Raw genomic sequence first — 24544 nt, 5'->3', positions numbered from 1 at the left:
TAATTTTATTCTTACATTTGAATTTATAAGGAGTAAAGTATATATGATTAGTAATAAAAAAGTTTTATTAACAGGTGGTGCGGGTTTCATAGGTACCAAGTTGTGCGAAAGGCTTAGTAGTAATAATGAATTGTTAATATATGATAATTTGAAGAGAAACTCGATTAAAAATACAAATTTATTAAATAAAGATAATATAAAATTAGTTAAAGGAGATATTCTAAATTTTAATTTTTTAAAGCATACTATAGATGAATTTAAACCTAACATAGTAATTCATTTAGCTGCAATTGCAGGAATAGATACTGTTATAAAAAATCCAGTGAGTACTATGAAGGTTAATATGATTGGAACTTATAATATTCTTGAAGCATTAAAAGATCAAAAAATAGAAAGATTTATAGATTTTTCAACTTCGGAGATATTTGGATCTTATGCATACAAAGTTGATGAAGCACATACATCCAATTTAGCTCCTGTGGGAGAAGCAAGATGGACTTACTCGGTATCAAAACTTGCAGGAGAACATTTAGCGTATAGTTTTTATAAGGAGTATGGACTTCCAATAGTAACAATAAGACCTTTTAATATATATGGAGATGGTCAGGTTGGTGAAGGCGCGATTCATCAATTTGTTGTAAGAGCCATCAAAAATGAACAGATACAAATTCATGGAGATGGTGATCAAATACGATCTTGGTGCTTTATAGATGATTTTATAAATGGAGTAATGTTATGCTTAAACAATCAAAAGGCAATAGGTCATTCATTTAATATTGGTAATCCAAGAGGAACAATAACTATATCAATGCTTGCTAGATTAATAAAAACAATAGCAAATTCAGATTCTGAAATTGTATATGTACCTAAAAACTATGTAGATGTTGAACTTAGGATTCCTAATATAGAAAAAGCAAAAAAAATTTTAAGATTCAATCCAAGATATGATTTGGATGAAGGTTTAGAGAAAACAATAGAGTGGTATAGAGAAAAAATTAAATAAGCTATAGGAGTTTATATATGAATAGAAATATAATTATCACAGGCGGTACAGGATTTGTAGGAAGCAATTTAATAAATGCTTTTAAGAAGAAGGAATATGTTTCATACAATTTGGGAAGAAACAAAAATAAATTCTGTAAAAATATATATTGGGATTTAAGGGATGATATGCAAAATATAAAATTACCATTGGATGTAGATACTATAATTCATTGTGCAGCTATTGTGGGAGATTGTAATGCAAATGTTAGAGAATATATTGATGTTAATGTAGGAGCTACATTAGAGCTTTTAGAATATGGGAGAAAGGTAGGCATAAAGCAATTTATTTATATTTCAACAGGCGGAGTATATGGATTTAATGATAATCCGTCTAAAGAAAGTGATAAATGTGACCCGCATGGTATGTATAGTTTATCTAAATATTTTTCGGAAAAAATCTGCATGGAATATATGGATAGAATGAAGATTGCTATTATAAGAGTATTTTTTCCGTATGGAAAAGATCAAAGAGGAAGATTAATTCCAAATCTTATTAATAGCATATTAAAAGGGGAAAAGGTGATTTTAAATAATGAAGGGAAGCCACTTATAAATCCAATTAATATTATGGATTTATGTAATATTATAAGTGGAATAGTTGACAAAAGACTTGAAGGAATATTTAATGCCTGTGGAAATGAGATTGTCTCTATAAAGGAACTATGCCAAAAAATAAGTGATAAGTTTGTAATTAAAAATGTACAGTATGAATTTAATGATAAAAAATGTAAGAATCTATTAGGAAATAATAAGAGAATAATGGATGATTTGCATTATTCTATAAAGGCGAAATTATTAGATGGAATGTAATTAAGTTAAAGTATTTAGATTGTACTGAAAAGAATTTATATTAATAAACATATAATGTTTTAAATTAAAGTTTTTATAAAAGTGGTGATTCAAATGGATTTTTTTAGTTATAGCAATTATAAAATAATTTTAAATAAAATGAAAGCAATAAAAGAAATATATAACTTTAAATCAATAAATAATTCCATAAAAAATGGATATATATTAAGACATGATGTTGATATAGATATTGAAAAAGCATATGCATTGTCTACTATAGAAAATGACATGAATGTTACTTCTACGTATTTTATATTAGTTACTTCAGATTTATATAATATTTTGTCATATAAAAATAAAATGCTTGTAAGGAGAATGTTCTTAAATGGATTCGAAATAGGACTTCATTTTGACCCGTCAATATATGACTATATGAGTTTAAGTCAGTTAGAAAAGCAAATGAAAAAAGAATGTTCTATTATAGAAGATATTATAGGAGAAAAAGTTTCTTCAATTAGTTTGCACAATCCATCAATTCATAATAAATATCCTATATTTAAAGAATATAAGAATACTTATTCAAAGGAATTTTTTAATCCAGAACTATATTTATCAGATTCTTGCAAGGACTTTAGGGGAAAGAATGTATTTGAATTTATAAAAAAGGGAGAAAATAATCTACTTCAAGTATTATTTCATCCTATACATTTTTCTGAAAATGAAGAAACGTATGTGGAAAGTTTCAATAAGATTATAGAGCTTAAGATTAACAATTTTGACAGATATTATACTTGTATTAATAAGACTTACAAAAATGAAATTAAAGAAAATACTCTGCTAAGTTGCTTTAAAGATTATATTAAGGAGAACAATAAGCATGAAGAAAAAATTTGAGTTTAATTGCAAGCTATTAAAAAATATTATAGAGTATGGAAAGCAAAACATTAATGAAACTGTCATTTATTCAGTATCGACATTAAAGGATCCTAAAGATAATACTTTAATTTTTGGAAATGCGCTAAATGAAGAAAGTATAAAAAAGTTAAAAAAAGTTAAAAATAGTTTGATTATATTAAATACAAAGGATTCTTATTTTTCAAGTGATTCAAGTTATTTACTATATGTTGATAGACCGAGAGAAGAATATGCTAAAGTATTAGATTTTATATTAAAATTACAACCTAAAGATAATAGAAAACATATATTAATAGATGGATATTATAAAGGTGAAAGTTCTATTATTGGTAAAAATACGGTAATTGAACCTTTGGTTTTTATTGATAATGATGTAAAAATAGGAGATAACTGCATTATAAAAACAGGAGCTAAAATAAGGAGAAATGTAATTATTGGTAATAATTGCATAATTAAAGAAAATGCTGTTATTGGAGATGATGGATTTGGAGTAGAGCGAGACGAAGATGGAACAACATATAAAATTCCTCATCTAGGTGGAGTAAAGATATGTAATAACGTTGAGGTAGGAGCTTTAAGTTGCATCTGCCAAGGTACTATTGAGCCAACAGTTATTGAAGAATATGTGAAGATAGATGATTGCGTTTTTATTGCACATAATTGTTTTATAGATAGAGGAACTTTGATTATTGCTAATGCGGAGATTAGTGGGAGTGTTCACATAGGGGCAAATAGTTGGATTGCTCCTAACTCATGTATTAGAGATGGTACTACTGTAGGAGATAATACTCTTGTTGGGATTGGTGCTGTAGTAGTTAATAATATTGATAGCAATGTTGTGGTTGCTGGAAATCCAGCTAAACTATATAATAACAGTTAAATAATAATAAAGAATAAGAATGGGATAACATATACTTTTCTTTGGTATATGTTATCCCATTCTTATTTTTTAAATATACTGCAAAATCAAAGAACTAATTAATAAGAAATACATATTATATTATTGAACTTAGGCATATTCAAATAAATAACAAATCCATTTGTCTTAACTGAAAAAAATGACTAACTAGGGGAGAATTTGATGTTAGATAAGGATAACTTGATTTATAAGATTAATAATAAAACAGCAACTGTAGGGATTGTTGGATTAGGCTATGTAGGCTTACCTTTAGCAGTTGAATTTGCAAAAAGTGGATATAGAGTATTGGGATTTGATATTCAACAGAAGAAAGTTAACATGATTAATAATTGTGAAAATTATATAAGTGATGTTGTAAATGAAGAACTAAAGTTTGTAATTGAAAATAGAAGATTAAAAGCGAGTAATGAAATTAAGTTTTTGAAAGACACAGATGTAATATTAATTTGTGTTCCTACTCCATTAGATAAATATCAACAACCTGACATAAGCTATGTTAAAGAATCTACAGAATCAGTTGGAAAGTACTTGCATGAAGGGATGCTCGTAATTCTAGAAAGTACAACCTACCCAGGAACTACTGAAGAATTAGTATTACCTACATTAGAGAAGATGTCTGGTTTAAAGTGTGAAAAAGATTTTTACTTAGCATTTTCACCTGAAAGGGTGGATCCGGGAAATTCAATATATCATACTGCTAATACAGCAAAGGTAGTCGGAGGAGTAGGAAGAGATAGCACGGAAATAGCAGCAGCATTATATAGAAAAGTTTTAAACAGCGAAATTTTTGAAGTATCTACGCCAAGAGTAGCTGAAATGGAGAAAATTCTTGAAAATACTTATAGAAATATAAATATTGGATTAATTAATGAAATGGCAGTTATATGTAATAAGATGAATATAAATATTTGGGAGGTTATAGAAGCAGCAAAAACTAAGCCTTATGGGTTTCAAGCATTTTATCCAGGTCCTGGGCTTGGCGGGCATTGCATACCATTGGACCCTTATTATTTAACATGGAAAGCTCGAGAATACGATTATCACACAAGACTTATAGAAACCTCAGGAGAAATCAATAATTTTATGCCTCAATATATAGTGCAAAGGTCTGCTACTATATTGAATAAATTCAATAAAGCTTTAAATAAGGCAAATATCTTGATATTAGGAATCGCCTATAAAAGTGATATAGGCGATTATAGAGAAAGTCCAGCGCTTAAGATAATAGAAAATTTTCAAAAACAAGGTTCAGAAGTAAAATTTTATGATCCATATATATCATCTTATATGTATAAAGGCGAAGAGCATTATGGAATAAAATTGACACAAGAAGTATTAAGGAATGCAGATTTAGTTATTATAACTACTGCCCATAAAAAATATAATTATAGTTTTATTCAAGAAAATTCTATATTCATATTTGATACAAGAAATGCAACTAAAAATGTTCAAAATAAAGATAATATTGAATTGCTATAAGATACTAAAAATATCTATCGCATTAAGAATATATTCCATAAGATAGGAGGATTGCATGAAGAATCAAGTAAGTTTGTGTATGATTGTAAAAGATGAAGAAGAATATTTACCTAAATGTCTTAAAAGTATTAAAGATATTGTTGATGAAATAATAGTAGTTGATACAGGTTCTACAGATAAAACAGTAGAAATTGCCCAAAATTATGGTGCGAAGATTTATTACTTTAAATGGAATAATAATTTTAGTGAAGCCAGAAATGAATCTTTAAAATATGCCACAAAAGATTGGATATTCATATTAGATGCAGATGATGAGTTGAGTTTAGAGGGAAGAGAAGCCTTTAAAGTATTACTAGATATGGAATTAGATGAAAAAGCAATTTATCATTTTGAAACATTAAGTTACTATGGAAGTGTGATAGAAAATGGTAATATTGCTGTAAATTTAAATCCACGGTTATTTAAAAATTATCGTGGTATTCATTATGAAGGGGAAGTTCATAATCAATTAATTAGGGTAGATGGAGATTATAATGCTGTTTGCAATGATGTAAAAATATATCATTATGGATACCTTGATAAAAGAATCATTTCTAAAGATAAAAGAAATAGAAATATACCTATTTTGAATGAGCAAATTAAAAAAGATCCTAATAATAAATTTGCTTATTTTAATTTAGGAAATGAATATGGGGCAGAAGATGATACGAATAAAGCGTTGGAATGCTACTATAAAGCCTATGAAAATTTTACTCCCAATATAGGTTTTGGTTCCTTATTGATATTACGAATAATTGTCTCTAATTTAATATTAAAAAAATATGATGAAGCTTTAAAGTTTATAAGTATAGGGAATTCAAATTATCCCAAATGTACAGATTATTATTTTTATGAATCGATTGTTTGGAAAGAGATCGATAGACCTACTCTTCAAATAAAGGCATTGAAAAAATGTATTGAACTTGGTGAACCGCCTTCTGAATTTAAATTTATATTTGGAACATGGAGTTATAGAGCTTATTATGAGTTGGGGAAGGCTTATATGAAATATAAGGATTATTATACTGCTTATAATTATTATGTTGATGCGTTGAAATCAAAACCTGATTATATTGAGCCTTTATATGATATAGCAGATGTATTAAAAGCACAAAATGTATCACTGGAAGAGATGAAAAGAATAATGGAAGAGTTTTTTCCAGAAGACAAAAAGGTTCATTATGGAACTATTGCTGATTTATTTTATCATATTGGATATTACAACATAGCATTAGAATATATAAAAGAATATGAAGAATCAGTAAATGTTACTGAAAATACAATCATGTTAAAATCAAGATGTCTTATAAGAACTGGAGATTTTAAAGAATGTACTAGTATAAATTATAATGATAAAAAAAGCTCAAATTATGTAATTTTGTCTATGTATAAAGTTTTAAGTTTCGTATTACTAAATAGATATGAGGATGCGTTATTTATAGTAAATAGTTTTAACGCAAAGAATTTATCTAATTATGATAAAAAGTATTTAGGAGTATATTCTGAATTAATAAAATTAGTAACCCAAAAATCAACAAGTATGTTGGCAGAGGATGAAAATGATAAAGAATATATGAATATAATTTTAGAAGTTATAGAAATATTGCTTATAAATAATAAATTTGATGAATTAACAGTAGCAGTTAATTTGCTGAATTTAGTAAACACTAAATATGCATTACTTTATCTTGGAAAATTATATTATAAACATGGGTATGTTGATCTTGCGAAGAAAGAAATATTAAGATCAATAAAAGAAGTAGATATATATGATGCAGAAGGATTAGATATATTAAAATACTAAATTAGTTAATAGAGGTATTCAAACCATAGATCATACTTATGGGATGGTTAACCGAAATTCAATAAATATTTGTTCCATAAGGGCTATGAAATTTTTAATAAAAGGTCTCATGTGCAAGGTTGTGCCAATTTTTGAATAATTCTAACATAAAATTAGGACAAGCAAAAAACGCATAACCTTGTATTAGGAACTCTCACAGTTTAGATTCAATGATTGTTTCACGAAATGTATGTAATTTCTAGTATGGAAACACATTCTAATTAGAAGTCTAATTAATTGTTTATCTATAGAAATTTTTAAAAAATTTATTGTATTTATTAGATAATAATGGTGAATTGTCATTCTTTATGTGATATTTATGTTTTGTTGAATTATTATATTACAAAGGAATGACTTAATTATTTTATATCAATAAAGAATCCGTACTTTCGATAAGTTAACACATAACTTATAGTTATAAGCTGCATTTTAATACAACATCTTTGCCACCAGAAACTTGTTTGCCAATAATGGGACTTAATGATTTTAATTTGTCATGATTTACTATTATAACTGGAGTTATCAGTGATAATCCTTTGGATTCTATAAGTTTTCTATCTATTTTTAAAATAGGTGTACCAGCAGTTACTTTAGTATTAACAGATTTTAGAACTTCAAATCCTTCACCATTTAATGAAACAGTTTCTAAGCCTACATGGACTAATAATTCAATTCCATTACTAGTGGTTATTGCAAAAGCGTGTCCACTATCCATTATTAATGATATAGTACCATCACAAGGTGCGACAACTATATCGCCAGTAGAGTTAATTGCAATTCCATCACCTGCCATTTTTTCTGCAAATACTGGATCAGGAACTTCGCTTAGATCTATAGTTCTTCCTGAAATAGGAGCAATTATAGTTAATGGTTTCTTAAAAAAATTAAACATAAATATATGACTATATTAAAGATATTTTTAGATATATTCTACTTTATTAGGATATATAAGGAGAAAATATTTCTAAACGATAATCTTCAAAAAGTCATTCACCTCTCTTTCGTGTATTCTAATTATTATATAACGTTAACATAATTACAATGAATTATACTAGTCAACTTTCTTATTGATATGTGTATTCTTAAGTAGAATGCGTAAAATAAAATCACAAGATTCAACTAAGGTGTATTAAGTATAATATAGGTTAATTTTACTTATATTTTATTTAAAAGCAATAGTATTACATAATAGTGTGAAAATTCACGTAAAAAGTGAAAAATTTCATAAAGATTAGTTTAATTCCTAAAGTACTACAGAATATTGATAATGAAAAATGATAATGTTAACATGAAATTGTAGAAAACAGAGAAAGGATGAAGAAAAAATGATGCAGAAAATTCAAAAATTCGGTGGAGCGATGTTTACACCTGTTCTACTTTTTTCATTTGCAGGTATTATAATTGGTATAGGAACATTATTTACTACACAGACAATTATGGGAGGATTAGCAGATCCAAGTAACTTGTGGTTTAAATGCTGGAATGTAGTTTTACAGGGTGGCTGGACTGTATTTAATCAATTACCATTATTATTTGTAGTAGGACTTCCAATCGGAATGGCAAAAAAGCAAAATGCAAGATGTTGTATGGAGGCATTCGTATTATATTTAACATTTCATTATTTTCTAAGTACTATCATTTCACAATGGGGCGAATTTTTTGGAGTTGATTTCTTTGCTCAAGTAGGAGGAACTAGCGGTCTTACCATGATAGCCAATATTAAAACATTGGACATGGGAATGATTGGCGCATTACTCATTTCAGGACTTGTAATTTATTTACATAACCGTTTTTTTGATACTGAATTACCAGAATGGTTGGGAACGTTTAGCGGATCTACATTTGTATTTATGATTGGATTCTTTGTTATGATTCCAGTAGCAGTTCTTGCAGCATTTATATGGCCTAAAATTCAACTTGGAATGCATAGTTTTCAAGGCTTTGTAAAAGGTGCAGGGGCATTAGGTGTATGGGTGTTCATTTTCTTAGAACGTGCTTTAATTCCATTTGGATTACATCATATACTGTATTCTCCGTTTTATTATGATAATGTTGTAGTACCAGGAGGGCTTTATTCTTATTGGGCAACAAAGTTACCAGAAATAGCAGCTTCTAAAGCCTCTTTGAAATCGTTATTACCAGAAGCGGGATTTACAGCTACAGGATACTCTAAAATTTTTGGATGTCCAGGTATTGCATTAGCATTTTATGCAACAGCAAAACCTGAAAAGAGAAAAAAGGTATTGGCGTTACTAATACCTATTACATTAACTGCAATTTTGTGTGGTGTAACAGAACCAATTGAATTTACATTTTTATTTATTTCACCAGTGCTATTTGTAGTACATGCACTACTTGCAGCAACAATTTCAACAACTATGTATCTTGTGGGGATTGTAGGAATATTCTCTGGTGGAGCTATTGAAATGGCTTCTTTAAATTGGATTCCTCTAATGGGAAATCATTGGGTCCAATATTTACTCCAGTTTGCTATAGGACTTTGTTTTACAGGAATTTGGTTCATAGTATTTAGGACCTTAATTTTGAAATTTAACTTTAAAACTCCTGGTAGGGAAGATGAAGAAGAAGATATAAAATTTCATTCAAAAGCAGAGTATAGAGAGAAAAAAAGTGATTCAAAAGATAGTAGTAAGGCAGTATTTGCAGAAAATATCTTAGTTGGATTAGGCGGAAGAGATAACATTGTTGATGTTACAAATTGTGCAACTCGTTTAAGAGTAAATGTAAATGATCCAGCTCTTTGTAAGGATGATCCTTATTTTAAATCTATTGGAGCTCATGGATGCTCTGTAAATGGAAAATCCTATCAAGTTATTGTTGGATTGAAAGTTGCGCGAGTAAGGGAAGACTTTGAAGCGTTACTGTAAAGATAGTTGGAGAAGTTAAGCTTAAAAATGTATGGTATATAATTTCACTTTTATTTTTATTGATTAAACATTAAAAGCATATAATTCTTGGTTAAAGAATGTCTTAAAACTAAACGGAATAAAGTCTTTTAGTACTATTTTAGGTGGAATTATAGTGATAGATTAGTATGCATTTGCTTATCTGCTAATTTCAGAATTAACATGCAACAAATAATATTTTTAAATAAATAAAAAGCTGATTTCTGCGTAGCAGAGATCGGCTTTTTATTTTATACATCATATATCATTGAATGATTCAGAGTTATGTAAAATCTAGTTTTAAATTTCAAGTAGTTAAAGAAATATATAATTTCATAACAGAAATTTCCTGTGAAAAGTCACAGAAAATGTTAAGAAATACACTTGAAATGCTTATTTCCCTAAAGGGTTCATATATATTGTAAGGTGCCTTTCTCGGGTGTATTATGTACTCAGAAAAGATAATAAAGCAAAAAATAAGCAGGTTTTGGAGGAAGAAAAATGGCAAAGAAGAAGTATTCAATTACAGTAGCAGGTGGAGGAAGTACGTTTACACCAGGAATTGTACTTATGCTGTTAGAACACATGGACAGATTTCCAATTAGATCTATTAAATTTTATGACAATGATGCAAAGAGACAAGAAATTGTAGCAAAGGCATGTGAAATCCACTTAAAAGAACATGCTCCAGAAATTGAATTTGCATATACAACTGATCCAGAAACAGCATTTAGTGATATAGATTTCGTACTAGCACATATCCGTGTTGGAAAATATGCAATGCGTGAGAAAGATGAAAAAATTCCACTAAAATATGGAGTGGTAGGACAAGAAACTTGTGGACCAGGAGGGATTGCATATGGTATGCGTTCTATTGGAGGAGTTATTGAAATACTAGATTATATGGAAAAGTATTCACCAAATGCATGGATGTTAAATTATTCAAATCCAGCAGCTATAGTAGCAGAAGCAACAAGAAGATTAAGACCAAACTCAAAAATATTAAATATTTGTGATATGCCAATTGATTTAGAAGAAAAAATGGCAAGTATGTGTGGCCTTAAATCAAGAAAAGAAATGCAAGTATCTTATTATGGATTAAATCATTTTGGATGGTGGTCAAAGATTTACGATAAAGATGGAAATGATTTAATGCCGCAAATTAAAGAACATATGGCAGCAAATGGATTTGCAGATGCATTATCAGATACAAATCAACATGTAGATGAAAGCTGGGTACACACTTTTCAAAAGGCAAGGGATATATTTGCAGTGGATCCAACAACAATTCCAAACACATATTTAAAATATTATTTATTCCCAGATTATGTGGTTGAAACTTCGAATCCAGAATATACTCGTGCAAATGAAGTAATGGATGGAAGAGAAAAACATGTATTTGGAATATGTAAAAAAATTATTGAAAGTGCTACAAGCAAAGACGGAGGTTTTGAAGTGGATGCACATGCAACATATATTGTAGATTTAGCATGTGCAATAGCTGAAAATACAAGGGAAAGATTCTTACTTATAGTTCCAAATGAAGGTGCTGTAGAAAACTTTGATAGAACTGCAATGGTTGAAATACCATGTATCGTTGGAAGTAATGGTTATGAAAGAATATGTCAAGGAAGTATTCCTCAGTTCCAAAAGGGATTAATGGAACAGCAAGTAAGTGTAGAAAAATTAGCAGTAGAAGCATGGATAGAAAGAAGTTATCAAAAGTTATGGCAATCACTTACTCTTTCGAAGACAGTACCAAGTGCAAGAGTTGCAAAATTAATATTAGATGATTTAATTGAGGCTAACAAAGGTTATTGGCCTGAATTAAAGTAATTAGAATATATTACCTATATCAATAAAAAACAATAGCTTATAAAACCTTATTTATAATATGCAAAGAAGAGAAATGAGTTCATGAGGACTTGTTTCTCTTTTTTTAAGAAAAGATAGATTAACCTTTAGTTTTTATTCCAACTAAATTCGAGAATTAATTTATTAAGTATTTACAATAATAGACAAAAGATAAATTATAGAGTAGAATTTAAAGAAACATGAAACAAAGTAGAAAATAGTGGTGGGGAATATCATGAAACTGGATGAACTGATAAACAAATACCATAAGCACTTAAATGAGAATGATTTATATATTTGGAATTATATTTCTAAGCACCGAAAAGAGTGTGAAACTCTTGCTATAGATCAATTAGCACATAAATGTAATGTTTCTAGAACGACTATTCTTAGATTTTCACAAAAATTATCTCTAAAGGGATATGGGGAATTAAAGGTTTATTTAAAGCTTGACAATGAAAAGTCAAAAGAGAATGTTAATAATGTAGAGGCTGTTTGCGATGCATATAATGAGGTAATAAAAAATATAAAGGAAAAGGATTGCACAGATATTTTTGAATTGATTGATAAATCCAGAACTCTCTACGTATATGGAATTGGTATGGTACAGTCGTCGATAAAGAAAGAATTTAAGCGTACTTTTTTAACTGCTGGAAAAATATTTTATGACTTAAGCGGTTATACTGAAGCAAATGCTATAGTAGATTTGGCTACGGATGAAGATGTTTTCGTAATTATTTCAGTATCAGGTGAGAATCAATTTATTATGGATTTTGCTAAAAATTTGAAAATTAAAAATATTCCTATTATATCAATAACAAAGTTAAAAGATAATTCTTTAGCTAAATTAAGTGATTATAATCTATATACATCTACAGCTCTTATACCAAGTATCTATAATGACATAGATTTTGAATCTTTAACATCATACTTTATTTTAATTGAAATATTATTTTTGAAATATATGGAATATAAAACACAAAAAAATAAGAAGGAAGAAAAGCATGAAATTGGAAACGTTGATTGATGAAAATTATGAAAAATTAAATGAAAGTGATTTGTATATATGGAAGTATATTTTACACCATAAAAAAGAGTGCCAAACCATGTCAATACAAGAATTAGCTTCTAAATGTAATGTTTCTCATACAACTATTTTACGTTTTACACATAAATTAGGATTACAAGGATATAGTGAAATGAAAATTCATTTAAAATGGGAAGACAAGCAGCGAAATTCATTCGATAATAAAGAAATTGAAAAAACATATAAAGATATTGAGAAGACCATGGAAATTATGAAAGAAAGAGATTTCTACGATGTATTTGAATTAGTTGAGAAGGCAGATAAAATTTATGTTTATGGATCTGGAGCAGTGCAAAAAAATGCAGCAAAAGATTTAAAGCGTAGCATGATTTTTGGCAATAAGTTAATATATGTCATAGAGGGAAGGGAAGAAACTAACATTATTTTAGATGCTTTATCTTCAAAAGATATTTTTTTCTTATTATCTTTATCTGGAAACAATTTATTTATGAATGAGTTTGCGCAAAAGTTAAAGGAAAAAGATGTGAAAATTATTTCTATTACTCAGGTTGGAAATAATGAATTAGCTTCTATCAGTGATATTAGTCTTCAATTCTATACACATCCAATTTCAGTAGGAGAAAATAAAACAAAACTTTATTCAACTACACAATTTTTTCTGATAAATCAAATATTGCTTTTAAAATACTTAGAATATAGATAATGCTTTTAAATCTAACAGCAGATTTATTACTTAAATAAAACTGAGATTCAGGTGAATTTAATCTACACCTGAATCTCAGTTTCATTTTAGCATACTTTATTTCTTCCTGTGCGCTTTGCTAAATATAATGCATTATCAGCTTTGCTTAAGAGAGTATTTATATTTTTTGTTATATCAGGATAAGAACTAATTCCAATGGAAACTGTTATTTTGGCTGTGGCATTATTGTCAAGTTTAAAAGTATTGCATTCTACATTTTTTCTTATCTTTTCGGCAATATCAACTGCATGTTTGTAATTGCAATCTAGTAAAACTGCAGTGAATTCTTCACCACCATTTCTTGAGATAATATCGAAAGTTCTACAAGAATCAATTAAAAGTTTGCTAAGTTGTTTTAATACTAAATCTCCAGAATGGTGTCCATAGGTATCATTAATATGTTTAAAAAAATCAATATCTATCATGAGAATTGATAAGTTTTCTTTCTTTTGTAAGGTGTTTCTAATTGTTTTATCTAATAGTCCATTAAATGCTCTTACATTATTAAGCCCTGTAAGAAAATCCTTTCTCGAGTCGACCTTGAGTTTTTTATACATTTTATTAGTTTTAGAGATGTAGTTTAACTCATAATAAACTACAGTAGAAACCATTATTATAGAAATAACAAAGTTTCCTAGAGCAGGGAGTATAAGATTCATATCTTTTAAAACTAATGAAATCCAAATTATTGTTGATATTATGTTAACTATAGTCATCAAAAAATATTTCTTTGAAAAGTTTATCTTATATCTTGATATAATGGTAAAAATTATTAGTAATATAAATAAATTTCCAGAAGTAATTAAAGAAGAATAATTTATTCCAAAGAAAGTAAGTCTAAATAGTATTATTATAAATACACTTATAAAAGTTGATATAAATCCTCCATAAATTGAAGTGATTATAACAGGAATAATTCTAAAATCTATTATTGTATTGTGAGTCAAATTAATTCCATAAAATATAAGTACACATCCAGATAAACCAGATAGCATGCCAAAGCATAATTTGAATTTTACTTTAGAATTTGATTTTATAAATTCATCATTTAGTATGTGGCTTCCTAAATATAAAAAAGATATAAGAATTGCAGCGTTCGCAAATAATAATTTAAGCATAAATTCTCCTTTCGATCTAACATATCTAGCAGTTATAATCTATACTTCTGATAAAATATATTGTTCAAATTATTATTATGTATTTATTAAATAATAATACTTTTATTTATAAAGTAACAAAACGACAAGATTACTCATATTATTATTATATAAAATCTTTGTACATGGAGAGGAAGAGAATGAGTAACTGTAACTATTGTGATCCTGGCTTTGAAAGTCCCGGAGCAAACACTCTTGGAGCAAATTGTAATGAACCAATTAGTGACCTAACTTTGTCTACAATGGTTGTAGGAAATCAAGAAGCCGTATTAAGTCGTTTAGTAACGGTACTATTATTTCTATATGCATTTACTAACCAAAATTTTATTTGTCATTTAATCAATACTAACGAAAAGCTGTTATGTAACCAAATGTGTCTTACAGATAAATTAGTAGACAATTTAATAGACAACCTAAATGACTGTAAGAGTGATCTTGCAGGTTGTAGGAGACACCATAGTCACTAAAAGAGAGCACTAAAACAGGCTCTCTTTTAATTATGCGCAATAAAATATTTTTGTTTGAAGATATATATACATTATAATTCAGCTTATATATTCTAAGCATATTTGATAATGTGTTTTATTAGAACTCTAGATATAATTTTACTATAAAACAGATATATGATTGTAATTAATTAACACATTTACATATTAAAAATTGATTAAAGCTATGAAATTTATTGATAAAAAACAATAACTGTGGTTTTATTCTAAAAAAGTCCACATTTTTTCAAATTTGCCTTTAATGCCATGACGTTTTTTGTTAAAATCAAATGTAAGGAGGTGGCACACTGTTTTGAATATTAAAAAGAAATTTACAACATTTGCTTTGGCATTTGCAGTTGTATTAAGTTTAATTCCAGGATTAAGTGCACAAGCGGCAACTACTGATTTTAAAATAATTTCAGAAAGTAAGGTTACTGCAAAGCAAGCAAAAAGTTGGGCTAAATCTAAAGGAGCAACAGATACTTTTGCTGATTTAGCAGATCTCTACTTCAAATACGCATCAGAACATGGTGATGTAAATCCAGCAATCGCATATGTACAAGCAGCAAAAGAGACTGGATATGGTAATTTTGGTGGTGTTCTAGATGAAAGTTATCACAATCCATGTGGACTTAAAAATCCATCTGGTGGAGGCGATACTGATAAAAATGCACATCAAAAATTTGAAAGTTGGGATGAAGGTGTACAAGCACATTTGGATCATTTGGCTCTATATGCAGGAGCAGATGGATATCCAAGAAAAGATACGTATGATCCAAGACATTTTGTGACAATTAAGGGTAAAGCAACTACGGTAAATTCTTTGGGTGGAAAGTGGGCACCTAGTGCTACATATGGAGAAGAAGTTAATGCATTATACAAAAATTTAATGGATTATGCTGGAATAGATTATCCAAAAGATAATGGTAAAACTCCAGATAATCAACCATCAAATGCGTCACCAAATCCAGCAACTCCTGAAAGTAAGCCTAGCGCACCAAATGCATCTGATATTATTACAGAGAATAAACCTCAAAGCTCAAATGATACTGTAGACAATAGTGTTAGTATAACATCAAATATTGGTTGGAAGTATGAGAATGGAGCTTGGTATTACTACAAATCAGATACTACCAAAGCAGTCGGTTGGATTAAACCAGATAAAAATTGGTATTACTTAAATGATGAAGATGGTAAAATGACAACTGGCTGGATAAAAGATAATGGAACATGGTACTATATAGATAAATCAGGTGCTATGGCAAAAGGTTGGAGGCAAGTAGATAATAACTGGTATTTACTAAAGGATTCAGGTGTCATGGAAACTGGATTTCAATTTGATGGATCAGGATTATATTATCTAAATGATTCTGGAGCTATGGCTACTTATAATGGTTGGACAAAGATAAATAATAAGTGGTATTACTTTGAGAAAAGTGGAAAGATAAAAACTGGATGGTTCAAGGAAAATGCTAAGTGGTATTATCTTCAAGGCGATGGAAGCATGGTAACTGGTCTTAAAAATATAGACAATAAGAAGTATATGTTTAATGATAACGGAACCATGACTACTGGTTGGATGAAATTGAACAATTACTGGTATTACTTTAATACAGATGGCAGCATGGCATCAGGATGGATTATTGATAATGGAACTTACTATTATTTGTATGAAACCGGAGCTATGGCGAAAGGATGGATTAATCTTGGTGGAGCGTGGTATTATTTAAAAGACAGTGGTACAATGGCGACAGGATGGGTTACATCTAATGGAGATTCGTATTACCTAGATACTTCAACAGGAAGAATGGTTACTAATACAACAATAGATGGATTTAAGATTGGCTCTGATGGGAAAAAGCAGGCTTCATCTAATCAAAATGATGAAGATAGTTCAGGAAATAATACTCCAACAGATCAAGACGATGAAGATAATTCAGGAAATAGCCCTTCAGCAGGAAGTAATTCTTCAAATGGTAAAAAGACTATAGTAATAGATCCAGGACATGATTATGGCAAAGATTACGGTGCTGAAAGCACTATTGATGGAGTTACTTACAGTGAAACAGTTCTAAATATGCAAGTTGCAGATAAGTTAAAGACAGAACTTCAAAATAGAGGATATAATGTGATAATGACGAGAAATCTTGGTGAGCAGCCTTCATATGGCTCATTAGTTGCGAGTCTTACTCATAGGGTTGATGTTGCAAATAATGCTAATGCAGATTTCTTTATAAGCGTACATCATAATTCAGCTGGGGAGACAGCGAAAGGCGTTCTGACTCTTTATAGTTCAGAAGCCCAAGACTCTAAGTTTGGGGGAAAACTAGATAGCAATAGAATAGAAAGAAGTAAGCAAATGGCAACTCTTATAAATAATAATATTGCTAATAAGCTTGGCTTAAATAATAGAGGTGGACAGGAACAAAATTTATTTGTATGTAGAAATACCAATATACCAGCAGTTTTAGTTGAAGTTGGATTTATAACCAATAAAGAAGAAGCAGCAAGATGCGCTGATCCAGCTAGTCAAAAAAAGGTAGCTCAAGCAATAGCAGAAGTTATCGCTGGTAATATTTAAAATGTAATTGTATTAAATTAACTAAGATCCAGGGAGAAAACTAAAGTTGGATATAGTTGAGTTCATACCATCAATATGTATATTATAATTACAAAATTTACAGTAGATAAGTATTAAATAAAGGCTTTGAAGTGTTATTCAATAACATTTCAAGGTTTTTATCTATTTATCAGAGTATGTATTAGCAAAATCGTTGGTTTTAATAAAAGCATTTATTATTAGTAAGACTAATATTTAGCGAATTGTATAATTAAAGAATATAAAAAATGTAAATTTATATAGCCTTGTTGCTAAGTTTATGATTATATTCGATAATTTTCCTTAAGATAGTGCCATATAATTGGATATATTAGTACCTAAAATAGAATAAAAGCTTGTACTATATAATAGGCAAACTACTTTTAGGGAAAATTTGTCTATATAATTTTTGTTCTTTAGAACTAAATAGAACGGGGGAAAGCTGTTTTGAAGGCTATTAAGAGATCGACTACATTATTTTTTGCTTTTGTGATAGTTTTAATATTAATTCCTATTACTAGCGTAAAAGCTGCTATCACTGATATTAAGATAGTATCAGAGACGAAAGTAACAGCAAAACAGGCTGAACAATGGGCTAAATCAAAAGGTGCAACAGATGCGTTTATTAATCTGGCAAAGTTATATTGGAAGTATTCGCCAGAGCATGGAAATGTTAATCCAGCTGTGGCATATGTGCAAGCTGCAAAGGAAACAGGATATGGTAAATTTGGAGGAGTTATAAATGAAAGCTACCATAATCCATGTGGATTGAAAATAAGTGCTGGTGGATTGGATAATGATCCAAATGCTCATCAAAAATTCAACACATGGGATGAAGGTGTTCAAGCTCATTTAGACCATCTAGCACTTTATGCAGGTGTAGATGGATATCCAAGGAGTGATTCATATGACCCAAGGGATTTTATTACCATAAAAGGTACAGTAGTAACGGTAAATGCTTTAGGTGGAAAGTGGGCTCCAAGTCTTACATATGGAGAAGAGGTTAATCAATTATATAATGATTTATTAGTATCAGCAGGAATTGTATCAAAATCAGATAATGACACTTCTAAAAATTCTGGTAGTGATAACGACTCAGGCAAAACTGTAGGAACTGATAAGCCTCAAACAAATACAACAGTTCCAAGTGGAATGGAAGCAACCAAGCCAATCCCAGCATCGCCGGATGGTAGTAAAGGTATTTCTTCATCAATAGGTTGGAGATTTGGAAATGGAAATTGGTACTACTACAACTCAGATGGATCTAAAGTTACTGGGTGGATTAAGCCTGATGGTAACTGGTATTACTTATATAGTGATGGAAGTATGGCAAAAGGCTGGAGCCTTTTAAGAGGAAAATGGTATTACTTTAAATCAAGTGGAGCAATGCAGCTTGGATGGATAAAAGATAGCAATAAGTGGTACTATCTTCAAGGAGATGGAAGTATGATTACTGGATTTAACTTGATTGATGGTAGGAAATATTTTTTAGATTCAAGTGGGGCAATGAAGACTGGATGGGTTTCAATTAGTGGACAATGGTATTATTTCAATAGTGATGGAAGTATGCTGACTGGATGGATTAAGCCAGATGGAAGCTGGTACTATTTGTATTCCAATGGAGTTATGGCGACAAATTGGCTTCAGCTTAATGGAACATGGTACTATTTAAGAAGTAATGGCACGATGGCAACAGGCTGGATTTTATCTGGAAATGCCTATTATTATTTATTGCCTGTTTCAGGAGCAATGGCTAAGAATACAGTTATAAATGGATGGCAGATAGGTGAAGATGGAAAAAGAGGAGATAGAATGCCTGGAAGTACAAACGGTAAAGTCATAGTTATAGATCCGGGGCATAACTTTGGCGGTGATGATGGCGCATATTCAACTAATAATGGCATTACATATTCTGAAAGAGATTTAAATATGCAGGTTGCGGATAAGTTAAAAGAAAAGCTTGAGGCAAATGGATATACAGTAATCATGACTAGGAAATCATCTGATAGAGAAGTCTTAGAAGTTAATCAAAGCCTTACTAATAGAGTTAATATAGCAAATAATTCAAAGGCTGATCTATTTATAAGTTTGCATCACAATTCAGCTGATGCAGAATCTGCAAGAGGAGTTGAAGTTTATTACAGTTCAAAATCACAAGATGAAAGTTTTGGTGGTGGATATAGTTACGATAGGCTTTCCAAAAGTATGAATGTAGCTTCATCTATAGCATCATCTCTTACAAATAGTACAGGAGCTATAAATAGAGGTGCTAAAGATGGTAATTTATTTGTATGCAGAAATACTACAATGCCAGCTGTTTTAGTTGAATTAGGATTTATAACAAATACAGATGAAGCTAAAAAATGTGCAGATTCATCATATCAAGATGTAGAAGCAACAGCAATTGCTAATGCAGTTTCAACAATAATTTAAATGATTTTACTGCTGAACAGAATTGGCAATTTAATAGCTATAAAAATATAGTGAGAAAAGTTTTAATACAATATACTGATATAATATTTGGTATATTGTATTATTTTTTATAATAATACTTACAGTAAAGAAGTGAGTTCATATTTAAACTAATAGGTTGTAAAATTTTGCAGGATTTGATTACGAATGTATATCATAAAAAATTAATGGATTATTAATAATATAAATGTTGATAGATCTTATTAATTATACTATATTTTATATTAATAGAATTCAAGAGAGGTGAAGTCCATGGATAGGTTAAGAAGATTTATGTTTGGAAGATATGGTGGAGATGAATTATCTAAAGCATTACTTGTTTTATCTTTTATACTACTGTTGATAATGAATTTCGTACCAAAGGATTTAAGATTTTTAACAATATTAGCATATATTCCTGTTATTATATGTATGTTTAGGATATTTTCAAGAAATATATATAAGAGAAGAAATGAGAATTATAAGTATTTAAAAATTAAAAATAACATAGTAATGTGGTTCAAGAATAATATAAATAGAATAAAAACATTAAAAAACTATAAATATTACACTTGCTCAAATTGTAAGCAAAAATTAAGAGTGCCAAGAGGAAAAGGAAAAATTTCTATTACATGTCCGAAATGTAATAGTTCGTTTAAAGGAAAATCATAAAGTGTTTCATTTAGGGAATATGAATAAGATTATAGAAGTTTAATAAAAGTACCTTCCATAATATATAACTGCTGTATTATATTATGGAAGGTTATTTTTTATTTAGATATTAATATAAGATTATTCATTATTTTATATTATATGATTTTTAGGTAAATTTAATGAATACGCCTTAATACATTCATATAAAGGATATAAATGTCTAAAGGCACAAGGAAATGATTCGATAATAAATAATGGAATGTATTTAAAATTAGTAAAATAATAGTAATTTATTATAACATATTAACACATAAGGGATTTATATAAATTTAGATATTTTTTATTTAATATAATTCTAAGATATGTCTTAATATGATGAGATAAATAGGCGAGCGGCTATATATAAACTAAATTTTGAATTTGAAGCACAATTTAAGGAGGACGAGAATGATGAGCAAGATTAAAAAAAGGTTTATAGCGCTAATAGTGGTATTTACAAGTATAATATCACTTATACCACTTGGATTTAATTCAGAAGTGGCAAAAGCGGATGATATACCTGCAGAAGCTACAGCTAGCAGAGTAAATTTAGATGGAACTATGACACCTCTTCCAAGTAGAATAGATAGCACTACTCAAGAAGAGATACATACTGCTAATTCTCTTGAGGATAATTTTGATATATCTCTTAAAAATATTCAAAAGACTCAAGCTGAATTGATACAGCAGGCGAAAGATTCAAAATCATCAATTACTGGAGTAACAAAGCAGGAAATAGTTGTTAAGGCTATAAATGAAGCTATACTAATCAATGATGATGGGACTGCCAATACAGACGGACAAAATGCTGTGGCAGGGATGGGAATAACTTTAAGTTATAGTAACAGTACTGGAAATGGTGGGCCGACTCCTGTAGAAAATGATTCAGAAAGAATAGGAGTAAAGATAACAGGTTTACCAGCAGGTGTTAATAAAATTAAATATTCAGTTAAAATAACAACTTTGTCAATAATATATAAAGAAACTAAAAATTCTGACGGAACTGTAACACAAGATGCAACTCCGGATCCAGCTGGAGAAAAGACAGTTACAAAATATGAAAAAACAATAACAATAGAGAATGGTAAGGATTATGCAACTAACCAAATAAGTGAAATGACATTTAAAGCTTATGTTGGTGATGCAGATGCATTTAATGATAAAGATGAGATTTTAGATGCCACAAAAAATGAAAATAATACAGTGCCATTTTTATATTCGACTACGGTGACACCAGATCCTAATATGAAATTAAGATATAATTTTGATGTGCCAGATTCACTTTCAGCATTAAAATATATCATGACTTTTGGAGATATGATTAATTTAGATAAAGGTGTTGAATTATATAAAAATGGTATACGTGCTGTTGATGGAAGTTTCAGTCTTAATGGACAGAAATTATCTGGAGATTTATCAAATCGAAGTAAGTCAGATTTAATAGTAATTAAGGTAAACTCAGTTACTAATGACAGTAGCTCTACTGTAAAGATAGCGAAGGCATATGCAGTAGAAATTAGATACAATAAATTAGATGCAGAGAAAGATTATAGCTTAAAAAATGCAGGTATAACAAAGCTTGATTTTAATGACGATGATGATGTTAAAGCATATATTGGAAAGGCGTTTACTGTCACAAAAACTACGTCTGGTTTTTCGGAATATAAAGGAAAAATATACGTAGATTCAAGGGCAGGAATGATAAGTATAAATCCTACGTTAATAAGATCTCAATCCAGTAACAATGTAGCATATACTGTGACTAATAATTATAAAGATTCATCAGGGAAGACTAAAACTGAACAGTCGCAGCTCAAAAATGGAAAACAATATGTTAATTTTGATACGAGCTCAGATTATAATCAGATACAGATAGATGCCTATGAGGGCAAAGATGGAAATATAACCAATTCATCACAGATATTAGCGAGATATCTATTAGATGTCGTTGTTATAAATAATGATAATAACTTTACAATGAATTTAGAATTTAGTAAAACTACAGATAGTAATAGTGATGTGGTGTTAACACAACCAGGAGTAACTAAAGCGAATAATGGGGAAGTTAGTTTTACTTCATCTAGGCGTAGTTATGATTTGTATTATGGGTCGCCTAATGCAAATTCAGTTATAGTTTCTTTTACAGGTCATCAAAGTGATAAGCATGAATATATAAAAGTATTTTTTGCGGATGATGTAAATAGTACTAATCTTGAGGAGGCCACTGAATCAGTAAATAATTTGCCTGATAAGGATCTTTTAAGAAGTACTAGCCTTAATGTTAATATTGCTCATAGTAGAAAGAAAATGGTTGTTCAAGCATATTATGATAAGGTTGAAATAAAGAAAGATGAGAATGGTCAGGATGTAAAAGTCAAAACTGGTACGTATACTGTAGGAGATAGTTATGTGTTTTATCTTCCGGAAAATTTTACAGGTGAAGTGACACCAGATCCAGGAGCAAGTTCAAGCAATGCTTCATTAAATTCATTAAAAATTTCAGGATATACTTTAACTGATAGTGATGGGAATTCAGGATTTTCAAGTGATAAATTAGATTATACAACTACTGTGGCAAAAGAAGATACAACTGAAAAGATAACAGCAATAGCCCAAGATGATAATGTTAAGTCAATTATTGCAAGTATTAATGGAAGTGATGCAACTTATGATTTAACTTCTGGAGAATCAAATGAAATTCCTTTAAATACAAATGGGAATACAACTATAACCATAGTTGTAACAGCACAAGATGGGAAAACTAGTAAAACATATAGCATTGTAATTAAGAACAATTCAAAAGGTAGTAATGCGAATTTGAAAAATGTTATTCTTAGCCAAGGAGACTATACATTTGATCCTAAAGAAGATATAACTAAAGTTCGAGTTGATCAAAATGTATCTAAGATTAATGTAACTCCAATAGCAGAAGATTCCAAATCAACAATTAGTGTTAATGGAGAGGAATATTCAGATTCTGCAATAAGTGTTAGCCTTAAAGGAGCTCAGAAAACGGAGATCGATATAGAGGTTATATCTGAAGATGGCAAGGAGACTAAAACTTATACTTTAGAAGTTTATAGGGTTGACTCTTCTGATTGGAATAACGATGATAATAATAATGATAGTAGCAGTGATGATGATCAATTTTATGATGATTACAATGATTGTTGGGTAGATTTAACTAAGTATGATGAATGGGGAACAGTAAATGGGAAACCAGTATACTTTGATAAAAAAAGCAGACAAGTTAAAAATGCATGGGTATCTACTGGCGGAAAGTACTACTACCTAAATAATTTAGGATACAGAGCATCAGGTTGGAAGGTTGATGATAAGACTGGTCAAACATATTACCTAGATCCAACAAACGGAGAGATGAGAAAAGGATGGATGAATTTAAATAATAGCTGGTATTACTTGGGGTTAAATGGAGTAATGAAAAAAGGCTGGTTAAATTTAAATGGAAAATGGTATTACTTTACTCCTAATGGACAAATGGTTGTGAATCAAAGTATGTATATTGATGATGGTGTATATAAATTTGGACAGGATGGAGCTATGTACTAAAAATATTT

At 29.4% G+C, this 24544-nt stretch carries 17 protein-coding genes; 15 read left to right on the top strand and 2 right to left on the bottom strand.

What is annotated here, in order from left to right; translation table 11 throughout:
- Positions 1–43: 43 nt before the first annotated feature.
- The 6 genes from F3K33_RS23985 (at position 44) to F3K33_RS23960 (ending at position 6989) form a co-directional block, all read left to right on the top strand.
- Positions 44–1003: an NAD-dependent epimerase/dehydratase family protein gene (locus tag F3K33_RS23985; RefSeq protein ID WP_023976120.1), complete on the top strand. Its 960-nt coding sequence runs from the start codon at positions 44–46 to the stop codon at positions 1001–1003.
- A 17-nt stretch (positions 1004–1020) separates the two neighbouring features.
- Entirely contained in the window at positions 1021–1854 is an 834-nt protein-coding gene (locus F3K33_RS23980; protein WP_023976119.1) for an NAD-dependent epimerase/dehydratase family protein, read from the top strand.
- A 93-nt stretch (positions 1855–1947) separates the two neighbouring features.
- Entirely contained in the window at positions 1948–2727 is a 780-nt protein-coding gene (locus tag F3K33_RS23975; RefSeq protein ID WP_023976118.1) for a polysaccharide deacetylase family protein, read from the top strand.
- Positions 2711–3628 (top strand): UDP-3-O-(3-hydroxymyristoyl)glucosamine N-acyltransferase, encoded by a 918-nt coding sequence (locus tag F3K33_RS23970; RefSeq protein WP_051144797.1) that lies wholly within the window; start codon positions 2711–2713, stop codon positions 3626–3628. The genes F3K33_RS23975 and F3K33_RS23970 overlap by 17 nt, the downstream gene beginning before the upstream one ends.
- A 201-nt stretch (positions 3629–3829) precedes the next feature.
- Positions 3830–5146, top strand: a complete 1317-nt coding sequence (locus tag F3K33_RS23965; protein WP_023976115.1) for a nucleotide sugar dehydrogenase — start codon at positions 3830–3832, stop codon at positions 5144–5146.
- 55 nt (positions 5147–5201) lie between these two features.
- Positions 5202–6989 carry a tetratricopeptide repeat-containing glycosyltransferase family 2 protein gene (locus F3K33_RS23960; RefSeq protein ID WP_039770716.1) on the top strand — a complete coding sequence of 596 codons (1788 nt, stop codon included), beginning with the start codon at positions 5202–5204 and terminating at the stop codon, positions 6987–6989.
- Positions 6990–7443: 454 nt separating this feature from the next.
- On the opposite strand, the gene F3K33_RS23955 is transcribed toward F3K33_RS23960, so the two are convergent.
- Entirely contained in the window at positions 7444–7920 is a 477-nt protein-coding gene (locus F3K33_RS23955; RefSeq protein ID WP_039770719.1) for a PTS sugar transporter subunit IIA, read from the bottom strand.
- Between the two features lie 433 nt (positions 7921–8353).
- Between F3K33_RS23955 and F3K33_RS23950 the strand changes: the two genes are divergently transcribed.
- The 4 genes from F3K33_RS23950 to F3K33_RS23935 all read left to right on the top strand — a co-directional run bounded on the left by F3K33_RS23950 (position 8354) and on the right by F3K33_RS23935 (position 13539).
- Positions 8354–9916: an alpha-glucoside-specific PTS transporter subunit IIBC gene (locus tag F3K33_RS23950; RefSeq protein ID WP_039770722.1), complete on the top strand. Its 1563-nt coding sequence runs from the start codon at positions 8354–8356 to the stop codon at positions 9914–9916.
- A 519-nt stretch (positions 9917–10435) separates the two neighbouring features.
- Positions 10436–11770 (top strand): 6-phospho-alpha-glucosidase, encoded by a 1335-nt coding sequence (locus tag F3K33_RS23945; RefSeq protein ID WP_023976111.1) that lies wholly within the window; start codon positions 10436–10438, stop codon positions 11768–11770.
- Positions 11771–12023: 253 nt separating this feature from the next.
- The gene (locus F3K33_RS23940) at positions 12024–12815 is read left to right on the top strand and encodes a MurR/RpiR family transcriptional regulator (protein ID WP_012060857.1); all 792 of its coding nucleotides are present in this window, start codon (positions 12024–12026) and stop codon (positions 12813–12815) included.
- Positions 12793–13539 (top strand): MurR/RpiR family transcriptional regulator, encoded by a 747-nt coding sequence (locus tag F3K33_RS23935; protein ID WP_012060856.1) that lies wholly within the window; start codon positions 12793–12795, stop codon positions 13537–13539. The genes F3K33_RS23940 and F3K33_RS23935 overlap by 23 nt, the downstream gene beginning before the upstream one ends.
- 86 nt (positions 13540–13625) lie before the next feature.
- Here F3K33_RS23935 and F3K33_RS23930 read toward each other — a convergent pair whose 3' ends face one another.
- Entirely contained in the window at positions 13626–14696 is a 1071-nt protein-coding gene (locus F3K33_RS23930; RefSeq protein WP_023976110.1) for a diguanylate cyclase, read from the bottom strand.
- Between the two features lie 179 nt (positions 14697–14875).
- Between F3K33_RS23930 and F3K33_RS23925 the strand changes: the two genes are divergently transcribed.
- The 5 genes from F3K33_RS23925 (at position 14876) to F3K33_RS23905 (ending at position 24536) form a co-directional block, all read left to right on the top strand.
- Positions 14876–15202, top strand: coding sequence for a hypothetical protein (locus F3K33_RS23925; protein ID WP_012060854.1), 327 nt, complete (start codon positions 14876–14878; stop codon positions 15200–15202).
- A gap of 331 nt (positions 15203–15533) precedes the next feature.
- On the top strand, positions 15534–17804 hold the full coding sequence (locus F3K33_RS23920) for an N-acetylmuramoyl-L-alanine amidase (protein ID WP_039770724.1): 2271 nt from the start codon (positions 15534–15536) through the stop codon (positions 17802–17804).
- Between the two features lie 465 nt (positions 17805–18269).
- Positions 18270–20255, top strand: a complete 1986-nt coding sequence (locus F3K33_RS23915; RefSeq protein ID WP_039770726.1) for an N-acetylmuramoyl-L-alanine amidase — start codon at positions 18270–18272, stop codon at positions 20253–20255.
- A 291-nt stretch (positions 20256–20546) separates the two neighbouring features.
- On the top strand, positions 20547–20945 hold the full coding sequence (locus F3K33_RS23910; protein WP_023976107.1) for a Zn-finger containing protein: 399 nt from the start codon (positions 20547–20549) through the stop codon (positions 20943–20945).
- A 429-nt stretch (positions 20946–21374) separates the two neighbouring features.
- Entirely contained in the window at positions 21375–24536 is a 3162-nt protein-coding gene (locus F3K33_RS23905; RefSeq protein ID WP_023976106.1) for a cadherin-like beta sandwich domain-containing protein, read from the top strand.
- The last annotated feature ends 8 nt before the right edge of the window (positions 24537–24544 follow it).

This window comes from Clostridium beijerinckii, assembly GCF_008705175.1.
GTDB classification, from domain to species: Bacteria; Bacillota; Clostridia; order Clostridiales; family Clostridiaceae; genus Clostridium; species Clostridium beijerinckii.
This window is presented reverse-complemented; position numbering and strand designations above follow the sequence as displayed.